Below are 16100 nucleotides of genomic sequence, written 5' to 3'. Positions count from 1 at the left end.
CCTCCTTCTCTTTGGATTCAGTCATGCTAACGCCTTTTGGGAAGACATTAGTTCCCACCAAGCTGCGATTGTCGGTTTTTCAGCCATCTGCATGAAATTAATTTCAGCCCCTTTTCCCCTTAGGATCTCAACAAGGGTCATCATTCTGATCGAATCCATTCCAAGATCCACTAGATCCTCGTCATCATCAATATCTGATGGGGATTCACCCAGAAGATCTGCGATTTGATGCCTTAGGCCCTGCAATGTCAAACCGTGTTCATCATTTTCTTCAATGGGTTCAGCGAATGATTGCTCTTCGCTTTTCAATTGTTCAAGCAATAGAGATGTTGAGGTTGTTACAGCACACCGTTCAGCTGCATATTTAATCGCCATTTTATGTTCTTCCAATGAAAAGTCCGCTACTGCATCAGATACCAAAAATGGTTCTATATCCTGCATAAAGGCTTCACTTGCTGTCAACAAACATCCAATATGGGCATATACCCCGCAAATGATCAGTTGATCACGCCCTTGTTCTTCCATCATCTCTAAAAGGTTCGTCCTTTTAAATGCGCTATAACGCCATTTAGTCAGGACGATGTCATCCTCACTTGGAGCGACCTCATCCACCACTTTCGTTTGATTGATATCATCATCAAGTCCCGGGCCCCAAAAATCTGTAAGCAGTGCCCGATCTTCCGGGTTTTGATTACCTGGTTGTGCTGTATAAACAACAGGGATCCCCAGTTCCACACAGCGACTTTTGATGCTCTGAATATGTGCTATCAGTTCAGTTATCGGTGACTCGCTTGCTGTATAGTAATTAAGGAAATATTGCTGCATATCATGAATGAGAAGCACTGAACGCTTTGGATCCGCTTTCCAGGCAACCTTATTTTTTGGTAATTCCGATTCAACAGGCATTGCATATGGGGTGATAGCAGGAATAGCCATCAAATCACTCCTTCTATGGTTTTTTATTTATTTCATCGTAATTCGACTGTTAAGTTTATCTGATATAGTTTGTCGCAATGCTTTCTTACTCACTTTACCTAGCGGCGTTTTTGGGAAGGAATCAATGAACTCAACCCGGTCAGGAATTTTAAAGACGGCAAGCCCCCGCTCCTTCAAGAATTGTTTAAGTTCCTTTGCCGTCGGCGCATGATCGCGGGGTATCACAAATGCACATGATCTCTCCCCTAGATAATCGTCCGTCATGGAAACGATGGCTGCATCATGTACTGCATCATGGGCCAGGAGATGATTTTCAACTTCCTCAGCGGCAATTTTTTCACCGCCACGATTGATTTGGTCCTTATCGCGGCCTTCCACGACTATATAGCCCGAATCGGTCATGCTTACCAAATCACCAGTTCGATAGAATCCATCCATGGTGAATGCCTTCGCATTATGCTCTTCGGCTTTATAATAACCGCAAATGGTATAGGGTCCTCGCGTTAACAAATGTCCCACTTGCCCCTGTTGGACATCCCGGTCTTCCTCATCGACAATTCGGATTTCATCATATTCCGACATCGGCCTGCCTTGTGTGTTGATGATGATTTCGTCAGGATCGTTTAGTCTTGTATAGTTAACTAGACCTTCTGCCATGCCAAAAACTTGCTGTAACTTGCAGCCGAAGGCGGGAGTTACCCTACGGGCAGCTTCTGCACTGAACTTAGCTCCCCCAACCTGAATCACTTGAAGGCTGGATAAATCATGGTCACGGGTAGATACTGCATCAAGCCATCTTAAAGCAAGAGGCGGTACAAGAGCTGTGATCGTCACACCTTCTTTTTCAATAAGCGGAAATGCCTCATCAGGACTTGGACCTGGTGAAAGGACTACCCTGCCGCCTGCATAAAGGGTACCAAGAATACCTGGCGAGCTAAGTGGATAGTTATGGGCAATAGGAAGAACTGCGAGATAAACACTATTCATATTCACCTGGCAAATTTCCGCGCTAAGCCTCAAACTGTATATATAATCATCATGTGTTCTTGGGATCAATTTTGATAATCCAGTACTTCCCCCTGATAATTGAAGAAAGGCAATGTCACATGAATCCACTTTTGTTTCATTCTTAGTTGGGTCGATATATAAATCCGCCAAATTCACGAATTCTTCTTCTTCCCCCAGGACAATCACGTTTAACAACGTATCGTTCTTGCTTTTTGCACCTCTTGCAAGATCGCGATAGTCAAATCCGGCATGCTTGTCCGGGATGATGTAGGCAACTGCCTCAGCAAACTCGCAAAAATAGTTAATTTCACTGCTTCGGTGCGACGGCAGAGCAAATACAGGCAATGCCCCTAATCTAAATAGTGCAAAACAAACCTCAAAGAATTCGATTACATTGGGCAACTGGACCACCACTCGATCACTTTTCTTTATTCCCAGTTCCTGAAATCCAGCCGCTAACCGATCGGCCCCATTATCCAATTCCGCATAGCTCATGTTTCTTTCTCCGCTTGTGATGGCGATGCGCTCCCCATGTACCTTGGCACGCTCACGCAACATTTCCCCGAAGGTTTCCCCTTTCCAGCACCCTTCCTTTCGATATAAATCCGCAAATTCCTTAGGCCACGAAGTACACCCTGTTAACATCCTTTATCCCTCCACACACACTTTAATTTAGTGATTTTGCATCTATTCCCATTGCACGCAGCATAGTCTGAAATTCAGCTGATGTTTCCGCAAGCTCTTCTTCCGGTTTGGATTCTGCAACTACTCCAGCACCAGCGAATAAGCGAAGAACTTGTCGCTCTACTTCCGCGCAACGGATGGTAACGACCCATTCCCCATCTCCTTCTGCATCGCACCAACCAACCATTCCTGTAAAGAATCCACGATCAAATCGTTCGATTTCCTGGATGGCTCCTCGTGCCAGGTCCGTCGGTGATCCACATACAGCAGGAGTCGGATGAAGTGCAATCGCTAGCTCCAATGATGAAGTTGCGGGATCATTAAGCTCACCTTTTACTTCCGTCGATAGATGCCACATGGTTTCGGTATGTATCACTGTTGGTTTTTCCGGCACATCCATCGTTTTGAAAAATTTTCTCAGCGCCTCAGCTACGGCATGGACAACAACAGCATGTTCATGTAAATCCTTGGAGGAAGAAAGTAACTCGTCCGCTCTCCGCTTATCCTCGATAGGGTCATCACTCCTTGGTCTGGACCCTGCCAATGGATTTGCCAGAACCTGTAACCCCGACCTTGAAACAAGCAATTCTGGGCTAGCCCCAATCAGCGTTTTCGAGAATGGGGTATCACCTTCTCCCTCGATACTTTGAGGTAAATCCACGGCAAAGGTATAACCGTTCTTGTTATGTTGAGCTAGATTATGAAGTAACGGATTGATATTCACTGTTTCTGATGAAGTAAGATGCAACGTTCTTGATAGGACAATTTTGTCAAGATGCCCGCTTTTTATATACGTAAGGCCGCGTTCCACCCCCTCCTTATAAAGGGAAGGTTCGGGTACCGACTTCATTTCATAAGTCGGCTTTTGGGTTTCCATTGAAAAGCTGGCGTCATTATCTTGCAAAGGGACTGATGAACGTATGTTTTCAGGTACAATAAGTTGGGCGTCCTTTTGATGATCGAATGGTACAGCACCCGTTACCACTGGATTGGCATGTCCTTCCACGTTCGCCTGTTTTAAAGCAGCAGCCACTCTTGCGGCGAGACTTTCCATTTGATTCGCATTTTCTTCATCTCTTGGAACCGTAATGAAGGAACCTTTTCCCAATAGTGTTCGGTTTGGCGATGCAAGGAAAAAGTCACCAACCTCATACTCGTCCAACAGCTGTTTTTCCAAGATGGCAGAATCGCCTTTAAACTTCGACATATTAAAACCCCTCCGATTTCACTTAATATTCAGACTCATGCATGAATGGTCGTCTTAAGCACCTAAAGTGGCCCCACCATCCACACATAAATTACTCATTGTAATGTGATTTGATTTATTCGATATGAAAAATAGGATTGCGTCCACTATATCAGTAGGCATGGCTATTTTTTTCAGTGGGATTCCTACCTTGAATGCATCAGGCATACCATTTATGACAGCCTCGGCACCATTCTCTTCATTCCACAGGGACCATTGCATCTCCGTGTCCGTAGATCCGGGGGAAACGATATTGCAGCGGATATTATATTGGGCCAATTCCAACCCTAAACACTTCGTAAACATGACGGCAGCTGCCTTCGATGCCGCATAGGCAGCCAAGGAAATTCTCGGTACACTTGCGGCATTGGATCCGACCGTGACAATCGACCCTCTTTTTCTGGTCATCATGTATTTGCTCACTGAACGAGACAAATTAAAAACACCAGTGGAATTGACGGAAAATATTTTAGCCCAGTCTTTGTCACTGAATGACTCGATCATCCCTGTACGTAACACTCCGGCAACATTGACCAGTGTCTCTATGGGACCAATATCATTCTCAATTTGATCAACAATGCGATCGATTGCATGACTGTCGCTCACATCTGCTGGAAAGGCATATACCTCCAAACCTTGAGACTTCAATTCACTCACGTATTTATTAAGCTTTTCAGCATTATAATCAATGGCCGCGACAATCAGGCCAAGCTTGGCTAATGCCTGAACCACGGCACCTCCAATACCTTGAGCACCTCCCGTTACAAGCGCAACTTTCCCTTTACATTCCAAAAAGTCCACTTTGACACTCCCTTTCCTAATCAAATAATTCGATGTATAGCAGCTCAAATACAATCCCCTTGGCAACCCGGGGCGATACATGGCTTTAGCAATTGCTGAAAAAAGCAAAATACCAATTGATAACGATAATCATTATCAATTGGAATCTACAGGTAATGATATATATTTATAACTTACTGGTCAAGTGCCTTCCGTGGATTTACTGAGAAAGTCCTATTTCTTACCAGTCACATTTCTCTTTAAAGCAAAACGCAACGCCCTGTTAATCAAAGGCGGCAAAACTGAAAGATGCCCTTCCCCTTCAAACTCGTTGAATTGAACATTCACTCTGCTATCCTTCAAGGATAATCGTTTTGATAATTCCAAGGCATTTCCATTCATGCCGCTTTTATGGGTGCCTTCCAGCTCCCCCACGCCAAGCAATAAGGAAATATCACCATTTCCTTGATTCAATCGGGAAAGAAACTTCTCCTCCTCCTCACGGAACCACTTTTTGTTCCAATGGAGAGATGGGCTTCCAGCTATATATGTTTGGAAGGCATACGGTTTTTCAAAAAGAACATATAAAGCGAAAAGGCCGCCAAGGGAATGCCCGAAAAGCGTTTGGCTATCGTGATCCACTTTATACCTTTTATCGATTTCCGGTTTTAAATCTTCTTCTATGAATTTCAGAAAGTCTTCCGCTCCTCCATGCGAAGGCCATGGACTTCCATCCGGTCTTACAGGTAACTCGCTAACTGCAACAGGCAGAGTGTAATCATAATAACGTTCAGAAGAAAATGGTCCATTGGTGGCATAACCAATGCCTACAATGATGGCGGGAACCACTCCTGACTTTTCCGGCCGGCGAGATTGCAACCGTACCGCCTCGACCATCGTTCCAAATACCGAATTGGCATCAAGCAAATAAATGACTGGATATCCCCAGGATGGCGGCTCTTCCAATGGTTTTGATACAAAGATTTGGTATTCACGTTTCCCGGCACTCGACTGCATGGGAATCTGTTGAGTTCCTTTGATCGTAACCTCTGTGCTTGCAGCAGTTTTGTCCATTACGTTTTTGTCCATTTTTTTATGCATCATCTAAATGAATTCCCCCAACCTCTAATACTAGTAATTTTATTCAGGTGATTTTTAAAAGAATATAATTGAGAAAGATTACCACAACATCGATAATGATAATCTTTCTCAATGGATATATCAACCATACACCGATAATTTTTTCCTATCATTTTACAAAAAGGGGCTTTCCCATTCCTTTATAACCCTGATTTTCAAAGCCTTTTGGACATACCCAAAACATTACTATGGAAAATTATTCTTGAAATAATAGAAAATTAATATTATATTAAATAACATGTGAAAGTGATAATGATAATCGTTATCAATATCATGCATCATTATGTGAAGCTATTGTTAATTTCAACGGGCAAAGGAAGTGAAAATAGATTGTCAACCAATAAGGATTTGTTTTTAAATCCTATTAAGCAGGGATAAATGACATTTAATCTATTCAAAAAGGGGAATCGGCTAATGAAAAAGCAATTATTCGTACTTGGAATGGCAACAGTATTCAGTTTGGGACTATGCGCTTGCGGCAATGCCGAAAAGACTTCAAGCGATGCTTCAGAAAAAAGCAAAGTGACGGATTCGTCTAAAAAAGAAACAAAGACCCAAACCGTCACATATCTGGATAAGGAGTATACAATCCCAGCCAAAGTTACCAGTATCGCCACTGCTAGTTTGGAATCAATGGAGGATGCAGCCATATTGGGGATTAAGCCTTCGGGTGTTGTTACTGTAGGTGGGGAAATACCTGAATATTTAGCTAAAGACCTCGAAGGTGCTAAGTCGATCGGTGAAAAAATGCAGCCGAACTATGAAACTCTTCTTGGGATGAAACCTGATGTCATCATGTGGTCTTCTAAATCTCCAGCTAATGTGACGGAAAAGCTGGAAAAAGTGGCGCCAACATTCCCTTATTCACATATTTCGACCAATTGGGAAGACAATCTGCGGTTAATGGCCAGCCTTACAGATAAAAAAGATGAAGCGGAAAAAATCATCACAACCTATAATGATGACGCCGAAAAAGCAAAACTGGAACTCGGTGAAAAGCTGAAGGATAAAAAGGTATTAGTCGTGAGAATCCGGAACGGCAGCCTATTCCTATATCCTGAGGATGTGTATTTCAACCCAGTAATCTATAAAGATCTTGGCTTGACCGTCCCTGAAGAAATCAAGCCAATTAAAGCACAAGAAATGATTTCATTAGAAAAATTTGCAGAACTTGACCCAGATTATGTTTTCTTGCAATTCTCGGAAAGTGAAAATGCACAAAAACCGGAAGCATTAAAAGATTTGGAAAACAACTCGATTTGGAAGAGCATCACGGCAGTAAAAGACAATAAAGTGTTTGTAAACTCGGTTGATCCTCTTGCTCAAGGTGGAACGGCTTGGAGTAAAACAGCTTTCCTGAAGGCTGCAACGGAAGAATTAGCTAAATAAACAGTAAGGTGCGTTGATTGATATGGCAAAAACAAATTCGTTACCAATAATAATTCTTTGTATGGCACCTCTATTGATTTGTTTCTCCATCGTATTATCGATTTTATATGGTGCCAAAAATATTGATTCCATAACGGTATGGAATGCCATTTTCCACTATGACTCTAGTAATGTTGACCATACGATCATTATGGCTTCTCGCTTGCCTAGAGTTTTGGGTGCCCTTCTCGTCGGGGCATTTTTAGCCATATCAGGAGCACTCATGCAGGGGATGACAAGAAATTATCTTGCATCCCCTTCAATTATGGGAGTGACGGATGGCTCTGCGTTCGTGATTACACTTTGTATGGTATTTGCTCCAGGTATGTCTTCATTCCAAATGATCCTCTTTTCCATGCTAGGTTCTGCATTGGGGGCCGGAATTGTCTTTGGTTTTGGGTCGCTGCTTCCAAATGGGTTATCACCCGTTCGATTAGCCATAATCGGAACTGTGATCGGGACATTTTTAAGCAGTATTTCTGCAGCCATAGCATCCTATTTCCAAATTTCCCAGAATGTGAGTTTTTGGTACAACTCGAGGTTGCACCAGATCGATCCCAATGTACTGAAATTGGCGATACCGTGTGGAATGGTGGGAATCATCCTCGCCCTATTCATCTCAAAATCCATTACGATATTATCTTTAGGCGAAGAAATTTCCATCAATTTAGGTCAGCGCACAAAAGTAATAAAAGCTGTGGCCCTCCTTTCCGTCATCTTCTTAACGGGAATCGCAGTGGCGCTTGTAGGGAAAATCGGTTTTGTTGGACTTATCATCCCCCACATCACCCGGTTTTTAATTGGGATTGATTATAAGTGGATCGTTCCATGTGCAGGGGTAATTGGTGCAGTTTTTCTAGCTTTGTGCGATGTCTTGAGCCGGTTTGTTAATTATCCATTCGAAACCCCAATAGGGGTCGTCACTTCCTTGATCGGCATTCCTTTCTTCCTGTACTTAATAAGAACGAGAGGGGGAGAAAAGAATGGATAAGAATGCACGGTGGCGCTTCACCATCACGATGACCATCATTTTATGTTTAATCGTCGTTACAAGTTATTTTAGCTTGATATCCGGAACATTCGACATGACCGTCAAAGCTGTCCTCCAAACCTTATTCCGGGTGAATCCAGTGTCCGATTTTGATTTGGTCATCTTTGAATTCAGGCTCCCCCGCATTGTGATTTCCGGTTTGGTGGGAGTGAGCTTAGGAATTGCGGGAACTGTCATTCAAGGGGTTACGAAAAATGGCTTGGCCGATTCCGGTATTCTCGGTATTAATGCTGGTGCTGGGACAGCCATTGTCATTTTCATGTTTTTCTATCAAGGTCAAAACAGCGGCTCGGACTGGATCTCCATTATGAGTTTTCCGCTATTCGGTTTGGTGGGCGGGCTTTTGGCAGCCCTATTGATTTTCCTTTTCTCTTGGAAGAATGGCACCCTGGACATGAGTCGCCTGTTACTGACCGGAATCGCCATAGGCTCGGCGTTTGGTGCCCTTTCCTTATATTTATCATTAAAAATGAACTCAACCGATTTTGAAATGGCAACGGTTTGGCTCTCAGGAACGATATACGATGCCAACTGGAAGTACATCGCATCCATGTTACCCTGGATGATAGTCCTGATTCCTATTATTAAGAAAAAGGCTTATTTACTTGATTTGTATCAGTTGGAAGAATCAAGTGTTAAAAGTTTGGGGATTTCAGTAGAAAAGGAAACGATCATCCTTTTACTTTGCAGCATCGGATTGGTGGGCGCCTCCGTTTCCGTATCGGGAAATATCGGTTTCGTAGGTTTAATGGCTCCCCACATTGCGAAGCACCTTGTAGGTATCCATCATAATCAGGTCATCCCGGTATCGGGAGCAATTGGCGCATTGCTGGTGATCGTATCCGACTTTATCGCAAAAACCGTTTTTGCACCGGCTGAATTGCCAGTCGGGATCGTCATCTCAATCATTGGTGTTCCTTATTTTCTTTATTTACTAATTAAAGCTAAAGCGTAGAAGGAGAGATGATCAGTGAGTATTCTCCGTACGGAAAATCTAGAAACGAATTACGAGAAATTCACGGTATTCAAGGACTTGAACTTGGAAATAAAAGAAGGCCTGGTCACTACCATCATTGGTCCTAATGGCTGTGGTAAATCCACCTTACTGAAGACGATAGGCCGTATTCTAAAACAAAAGAGCGGAAGCGTATTTTTACAAGGACAGGATTTACATAAGATCCATACGAAGCAGATTGCCAAGCAGCTGGCGTTACTCCCCCAAAACCCGGTTGCACCAGCCCAATTGAAGGTAGAGGAACTCATTTCATATGGAAGGTATCCGCACCGCAATAATGTAAATAAATTAACGAAAGAAGATAAAGAAACGATTGAATGGGCCATGGATATCACAAAAACCCTTTCATTTCGGAACCGGCAGATCGCCAATCTATCCGGTGGTCAAAGACAAAAGGTTTGGCTGGCAATGGCTTTAGCACAGAAAACGGAGATTTTATTATTGGATGAGCCAACCACCTACCTTGATATGGCACATCAACTAGAGGTTTTGCAAATAGTTGAAAAGCTTAATAAAGAACAAAAAATAACGACTGTCATGGTATTGCATGACATTAACCATGCGTCACGGTTCTCACATGAAATCATAACGATGAAGGAAGGGGAAATCGTTAAAATCGGTACCCCGGGGGAAATCATCACACCTGCCGTTTTAGAGGAAGTCTTTCGTATTCATGCAAGGGTGATGATAGATCCGGCCAATGGAGCACCCGTTTGTTTTGGTTATGACAATTTATCACAGCAAGAAGTATATAAAGAAGCCGTTTTATCCAATTGAAAGATGTGGTTCGGAAAACGTATAATTCATCAAATGATATTCCCGAATCAACTGACCCATACCAACACCTCCAACTCCTCAGGTATGGTTTCCATCTGAATTTTATAACATAGTTGATTGGAGAGGAAGGTACGGGACTCCTGCTTAGAAAAGCGCGTCTAGGGAGACCCCGCAGGCGCAAGCCGAGGAGGCTCCCCAACCGCCCGCGGAAAGCGAGTGCTTGGATTGGAAATCAACATCCAAACTGTACAAGCCATAAAAAAACTGCAGGCAAACTCACTTTAGTTTGTCTACAGTCTAAAGTCAAAAGGGATGTCGACAAGTCGACACCCCTTTTTTAACCGTTTTATAGTTTTTCCAACTGGATGATATCTGGTGTATTTTGTTTCTGGATCCCTGACTTTTGCAACTTCACTGCCGTTCCTTCAGGTAAGTTAGTGAATATAATAGGAGTGACCGTTGATGGTGCATTCCGTTTAATGAAATCTAAATCAATTTCCAAAAGAGGTGTTCCCTTTGTTATTCTTTGGCCTTCTTGAACAAGAGCTGTGAACCCTTCTCCATTTAATTTAACTGTATCCAAACCAACATGGATCAGAATTTCCAGACCATTATCCATTTTCAAGCCCAGTGCATGATTTGTCGGGAAGATACTTAGAACTTCCCCATCGATTGGGGATACTAGTTTTCCGTTGACTGGCTCGATAGCAAAGCCATCCCCCATCATTTTCATGGCAAACACTTGATCGGGAACTTGTTCTATCGGTAAAATGGTTCCTTCAATTGGAAGGACAAAGTCATTTGCACCCAAAGCTTGGTTTTCCTCTACTATATCCTCTGCCACTTGTGCAGATGGACTTGTTTTCACTTGGCTTGGGTCGACTCCATCCTTGACAAGCTGTTTCATTGCATTTGCAACGAATTCAACATTCGTTCCAACAATGACCTGCACACTCGATTTATTCAACTTCATGACACCGCGCGCACCATGCCGTTTTAAGGCTGCTTCATTCACATTTCCTGAATCGGCCACTTGTAAACGCAAGCGTGTTGCACAGTTATCAATTAGCTTTATATTCTCTTTACCGCCAAGATCTTGAATGAAAAGCGATCCCATATCGGTATATTTATCCCCTGTTTTCACAATAGTTTCTTCTTCCACTTCTTCCTCATCGTCTTCACGGCCAGGTGTTTTTAAATCCATGATCTTGATGACAAAATAGAAAATCACGAAGTAAACTGCCGCGTATACCAATCCAATCGGGATTAACCATAGCGGTTTTTGCGCAATACCAAAGTTCAAGAAATAATCAATGGCTCCTGCGGAGAATCCAAACCCATGATGGATATCCAATATAACAGCAAGTGCCAGAGAGACCCCGGTTAAAAGGGCATGTATTACATATAACACCGGTGCGATGAACATGAACAGAAATTCAATCGGTTCAGTGATTCCTGTAAGGAAAGAAGTGAAAGCCAACCCAATAAGCATCCCTGTCACCAATTTACGTTTCTCTTTCTTAGCAGCTGCAATCATCGCTAATGCTGCAGCTGGAAGACCGAACATCATGATCGGGAAAAAGCCGGTCATGAAGGGCCCAGCAGTCGGGTCCCCTGCGAAGAAACGATTTATATCACCCGTCGCTCCATTGTACTCACCAAAGACGAACCAAACCATACTATTCAAGACATGATGCAATCCTACTGGAAGCAATAAGCGATTCAATACGCCGAATACGCCGGCACCCAATGCCCCTGCACCTGTAATCCAGTCACCGACACTATTGATTACATCTTGAATCGGAGGCCACACAAAACCGAATATTCCCGCAAGTATGATCATCGCAAGCGAAGTGATGATCGGGACGAATCGTTTCCCTGAAAAGAATCCAAGCCATTCAGGGAGCCTTATGTCGGAGTATCTATTATATAGAAGAGCTGCAACTATACCCGATATAATACCGCCTAAAACAGCCATGTTGATTTCTTTATCAATCGCTTGTGTACCATTCGTTAATACAAAGTATCCAACAAGGCCTGATAATGCCGCAGCGCCACTTCCATCTTTGGATAATCCTATCGCTATTCCCAAGGCGAACAATATCGCAAGGTTATCGAATATCGCCTTTCCAGCTGCGGCAATAAAGGCAATATCAAGTAAATCCGGTTGCCCTAAACGAAGCAATAACGCGGCTGCTGGTAAAACGGCAATCGGTAACATTAAAGCTTTCCCAATCTTTTGTAAAAAATTTAACATCGAACTCATCTCCCTTGTACCTAACTTCTTTGATCAACAACAAGATGTATTAAGCGTTTTCATTTTATCAATATAATAACTTTTCTTTGGGATTATACTAGCACAGAAAATATATAGATGTCTATACCAATTTACTTGTAAATATACTATATTCTTCGAAAACAAAGTAAAAATATCATTTTTGTTCTTGATACTCCTGAACTGGTCTAGACAACTTTTAATAAAAACGATAAAATGAGGGCAAAATATATGAGACCATTTCATGACTCATTCATTAAGTTTTACTTTCATAAAGGAGATTATGTATGAAAACATTCATTATTAATAATCTAATGGTTTACAGCGAAAAGGAAACATACAAAAATGGATTCATTAAAGTCGTGGATGGAAAAATTGCCGAAGTTGGTCCAGTCAGCCAATACAAACAGGACGATGATGCCAAGGTAATTACTCTTTCACCGGATTATCAGGTAATTCCCGGTGCCATCGACATTCATATTCACGGAGCATCCAATTCCGATGCAATGGATGCCACACATGACGCATTATCCACAATGGCAAAGACCCTTCCTAAAGAAGGAACCACCAGCTTTCTGGCCACTACAATGACCCAATCCACCCAAGCCATTGAATCAGCACTTCTTAACGCTGGTAAATATATCGAGAATCAAACTCAAGAACACGCTGAAATAGTTGGAATTCATTTAGAAGGTCCTTTCATTTCACCGGCCCGTAAAGGAGCACAGCCTGAGGATTATATCGTTGATCCCGATGTCACTCTATTTAAAAAATGGCAGGAAATGGCCGAAAATCAAATCAAACTTGTAACGCTTGCTCCTGAACAACCGAACGGATTAGATCTTGCCGCCCACTTAAGGGGGACTGGCGTCGTCGCCTCCATCGGCCATTCAGATGCAACATATGACCAAATAGATGAAGCAATCCAGGCAGGGACTACCCACGTTACACATCTTTATAATGGGATGCGTGGACTCCATCACCGCGAACCAGGTGTTTTGGGAGCTGCTTATCTTCGAGACGAGCTATATGTTGAACTTATTGCTGACGGCATTCACTGCAGGCCGGAAATGATCAAGCTGGCATATAACCAAATTACCAGCGAACGAATGATACTGATAACGGACTCGCTTCGTGCCAAATGGCTTGAAAAGGGAACCTATGATTTAGGTGGTCAGCCTGTTAATGTTGACGAAACTAAAGCAACGCTTTCAGACGGCACACTAGCCGGCAGTATATTGAAAATGAACGATGCCATCAAGAACACAATGAAATATACCGATTGTTCCATGACTGACATTATAAAAATGACGGCGGAAAACCCTGCCAAACAACTTCGGATTTTTGACAGAAAAGGAAGCATCCAGGTCGGCAAAGACGCAGATCTTGTAATATTGAATGACCGCTTGGACGTCGAAATGACGTTCTGCAGAGGAAATTTAGCTTTTAAAAAGGAGAATGTATAATGAATATCATACAAGTGCAGGACTACACGGAAATGAGCCGGACAGCCGCAGAAATATTGATCGGAAAAGTCAAAGGAAATCCAAATATCAAATTGGGCCTTGCAACAGGCGGTACCCCTAAAGGAATGTACGATAATTTGATTGAAGATCACGTGCGCAATCATACTTCATATGAACATGTAACGTCTTTTAATCTTGACGAGTATATCGGCTTAAAACCAAATGATCCAAACAGTTACCATTTTTATATGGATGACTCCTTATTCACTCACATCAATATAAATAAAGAGCGTACTCACCTGCCTAATGGCACAGCCGATGACACGAACGGAGAATGTCAACGGTATGACGAAATGATTGATTCCGTGGGTGGGATCGATCTTCAGATACTTGGCATTGGCCAAAATGGCCATATTGGTTTTAATGAACCTGGAACTTCCTTCACATCCGGTACACATGTCGTGACACTTGAAGATTCAACGCGCCAAGCGAATGCACGTTATTTCGACTCCATAGACGAAGTACCGACACATGCCGTTACGATGGGCATTTCAACAATCATGAAAAGCAAAGAAATTCTGCTGCTGATTTCTGGTGAAGAAAAAGCCGAAACACTGAAGAAATTGATTCACGGTGACATTTCCGAGGAATTTCCTGCATCTATCCTAAAAAAACATAATAGTGTTACAATTATCGCAGACCAAAAAGCGTTATCCGGAGTGATAATACCCTAAAGGAGCGAAAGTCGATGATTGATAAAAACTCACCTCTTCCGATTTATTTTCAAATCGAAGAACAAATAAAAAGAAAAATAGAAAACGGTGAGTTCCAAGCGCACGATGCCCTTCCATCTGAACGTGAATATGCCGAGCAATTCGAAATTAGCCGGATGACCGTCCGCCAAGCCATTAATAATTTGGTGAATGACGGATACTTATACCGTCAGAAAGGAAGGGGAACCTTTGTCGCCGATAAGAAATTGGAGCAGCAGCTCAATGGGCTGACCAGTTTTACCGAGGACATGAAGGCAAGGGGATTAAATCCAAGTAGCAAGCTGCTGAGCTTTGAAATCATTCCGGCTGATAAGAAGATTGCCAGTGAATTGCACATTTCCCTTTATGCTCCCGTTTATGAAATAAAACGCATTCGGTTGGCTGATGATGTTCCAATGGCGCTCGAGACCGTGTACATGTCTGCCAATTTAATTAAAGGATTAACGGAAGAAATCATTAACCTTTCCCTTTACCAGTATGTGGAGAACTACGTTAAACTAAAAATAGACTATGCTTCACAAACGTTGGAATCATCGATTGCTTCTGAATTGGAAGTGACCCATTTAGCAATTCCGAAGCACTCACCCATATTATTCATTCAAAGGAATACGTTCTTAATAGACGGAACTCCCCTTGAATATGTTAAATCGGCTTATCGTGCGGACAGGTATAAGTTCACTATCAACATAAGCAGATAAAATTGAATATTTTCATCACTATAGTCTTTTAATTGCCAAAGGTAATCGGAGGGTGTCACATATATGAACTCATACTTTGAAGAAGTGCAGGCATTACTCACAATTGTGGGAGAACAGGAAAAGCAATCAATTAAGGAATCTGTGGAACATATCTCAAAAGCAGTCATGTCGGATGGGATCATCCATCTATTCGGGAGCGGGCACTCCCACATTTTGACCGAAGAGGTATTCTACCGGGCAGGTGGGTTAGCCGCAATTCGTCCAATTTTCGTTGAAGATCTAATGCTTTTTAAAGGAGCTTCAAGGGCATCCCAACTTGAACGCCAAAATGACCTATCAGAGAAATTCATGCATGATGAAGATATCCGTCCTGGTGATGTCTGTATTGTCATTTCGTCATCCGGCGTAAATCCCGTTCCGATAGATGTCGCCACTATCGCAAAAGAAAAAGGGGCATTCGTCATTGGACTAACATCACCGGAGTATGCAAAAAGTTGTTCTTCACGGCATAAACAGAAGCATTATCTCCACGATGTCGTTGATTTGGTCATAGACAATCATATTGCCAAAGGTGACACATTACTGAAATCAAATAATATACCTTTTGGTTCCGGATCGACCGTGGTCGGGGCCGTTCTCCTCAATATGGTTTTCACGCAAGTCATCCAAACGATTATTGAATCAGGGGAAACCCCTCCCGTATTCCTAAGCAGTAATATCGAAGGGGCAGATGAACACAATCAAAAGATCATCGCGAAATATAAAACAAGAATTCCCCAATTATGAAATGGAATACATAGTTTTTTTGTTTCGGTTGTTTATT

The 16100-nt window shown here is 42.6% G+C and carries 14 protein-coding genes; 8 read left to right on the top strand and 6 right to left on the bottom strand.

The features are described 5' to 3' along the window. Nucleotides 1-21 precede the first annotated feature (21 nt). From MHB45_RS25830 to MHB45_RS25810, 5 genes are all read right to left on the bottom strand, one after another. Nucleotides 22-936: an isochorismatase gene (locus tag MHB45_RS25830; protein ID WP_048688767.1), complete on the bottom strand. Its 915-nt coding sequence runs from the start codon at nucleotides 934-936 to the stop codon at nucleotides 22-24. A gap of 27 nt (nucleotides 937-963) precedes the next feature. Further along, nucleotides 964-2589 carry a (2,3-dihydroxybenzoyl)adenylate synthase gene (locus MHB45_RS25825; RefSeq protein WP_048688764.1) on the bottom strand — a complete coding sequence of 542 codons (1626 nt, stop codon included), beginning with the start codon at nucleotides 2587-2589 and terminating at the stop codon, nucleotides 964-966. Nucleotides 2590-2611: 22 nt separating this feature from the next. Beyond that, a complete protein-coding gene (dhbC, locus tag MHB45_RS25820; protein WP_340908143.1) occupies nucleotides 2612-3835 on the bottom strand; it encodes an isochorismate synthase DhbC in 1224 nt (407 codons plus the stop codon). Between the two features lie 54 nt (nucleotides 3836-3889). Next, entirely contained in the window at nucleotides 3890-4675 is a 786-nt protein-coding gene (locus MHB45_RS25815) for a 2,3-dihydro-2,3-dihydroxybenzoate dehydrogenase (RefSeq protein ID WP_048688836.1), read from the bottom strand. Nucleotides 4676-4888: 213 nt separating this feature from the next. Continuing rightward, on the bottom strand, nucleotides 4889-5758 hold the full coding sequence (locus MHB45_RS25810) for an alpha/beta hydrolase (protein ID WP_048688759.1): 870 nt from the start codon (nucleotides 5756-5758) through the stop codon (nucleotides 4889-4891). A gap of 450 nt (nucleotides 5759-6208) precedes the next feature. Between MHB45_RS25810 and MHB45_RS25805 the strand changes: the two genes are divergently transcribed. From MHB45_RS25805 to MHB45_RS25790, 4 genes are read left to right on the top strand one after another with little or no spacing between them, the layout of a single operon-like run. After that, nucleotides 6209-7183, top strand: a complete 975-nt coding sequence (locus tag MHB45_RS25805) for an iron-hydroxamate ABC transporter substrate-binding protein (protein ID WP_048688755.1) — start codon at nucleotides 6209-6211, stop codon at nucleotides 7181-7183. 22 nt (nucleotides 7184-7205) lie between these two features. After that, the gene (locus MHB45_RS25800) at nucleotides 7206-8213 is read left to right on the top strand and encodes a FecCD family ABC transporter permease (protein WP_048688752.1); all 1008 of its coding nucleotides are present in this window, start codon (nucleotides 7206-7208) and stop codon (nucleotides 8211-8213) included. Further along, on the top strand, nucleotides 8206-9228 hold the full coding sequence (locus MHB45_RS25795; RefSeq protein ID WP_072274031.1) for a FecCD family ABC transporter permease: 1023 nt from the start codon (nucleotides 8206-8208) through the stop codon (nucleotides 9226-9228). Before MHB45_RS25800 ends, MHB45_RS25795 begins: the two co-directional genes overlap by 8 nt. A gap of 15 nt (nucleotides 9229-9243) precedes the next feature. Further along, nucleotides 9244-10065: an ABC transporter ATP-binding protein gene (locus MHB45_RS25790; RefSeq protein WP_048688748.1), complete on the top strand. Its 822-nt coding sequence runs from the start codon at nucleotides 9244-9246 to the stop codon at nucleotides 10063-10065. 346 nt (nucleotides 10066-10411) lie between these two features. Here MHB45_RS25790 and nagE read toward each other — a convergent pair whose 3' ends face one another. Further along, nucleotides 10412-12322: an N-acetylglucosamine-specific PTS transporter subunit IIBC gene (nagE, locus tag MHB45_RS25785; RefSeq protein WP_202186570.1), complete on the bottom strand. Its 1911-nt coding sequence runs from the start codon at nucleotides 12320-12322 to the stop codon at nucleotides 10412-10414. A 305-nt stretch (nucleotides 12323-12627) separates the two neighbouring features. On the opposite strand from nagE, the gene nagA reads away from it, so the two are divergent. The 4 genes from nagA to MHB45_RS25765 all read left to right on the top strand — a co-directional run bounded on the left by nagA (nucleotide 12628) and on the right by MHB45_RS25765 (nucleotide 16063). After that, nucleotides 12628-13806, top strand: coding sequence for an N-acetylglucosamine-6-phosphate deacetylase (nagA, locus tag MHB45_RS25780; protein WP_202186569.1), 1179 nt, complete (start codon nucleotides 12628-12630; stop codon nucleotides 13804-13806). After that, complete coding sequence (nagB, locus tag MHB45_RS25775) at nucleotides 13806-14540, top strand: glucosamine-6-phosphate deaminase (protein WP_063595476.1); 735 nt, start codon at nucleotides 13806-13808, stop codon at nucleotides 14538-14540. Before nagA ends, nagB begins: the two co-directional genes overlap by 1 nt. A gap of 14 nt (nucleotides 14541-14554) precedes the next feature. Continuing rightward, a complete protein-coding gene (locus MHB45_RS25770; protein WP_034304859.1) occupies nucleotides 14555-15277 on the top strand; it encodes a GntR family transcriptional regulator in 723 nt (240 codons plus the stop codon). Nucleotides 15278-15340: 63 nt separating this feature from the next. After that, nucleotides 15341-16063 (top strand): SIS domain-containing protein, encoded by a 723-nt coding sequence (locus MHB45_RS25765; RefSeq protein WP_048688739.1) that lies wholly within the window; start codon nucleotides 15341-15343, stop codon nucleotides 16061-16063. Nucleotides 16064-16100: the final 37 nt, after the last annotated feature.

The sequence above is a fragment of the Peribacillus sp. FSL K6-5616 genome (assembly GCF_038008245.1).
Classification (GTDB): domain Bacteria; phylum Bacillota; class Bacilli; order Bacillales; family DSM-1321; genus Peribacillus; species Peribacillus frigoritolerans.
The sequence above is the reverse complement of the archived record's forward strand: the minus strand, read 5'-3'. Positions and strand labels throughout refer to the sequence as shown.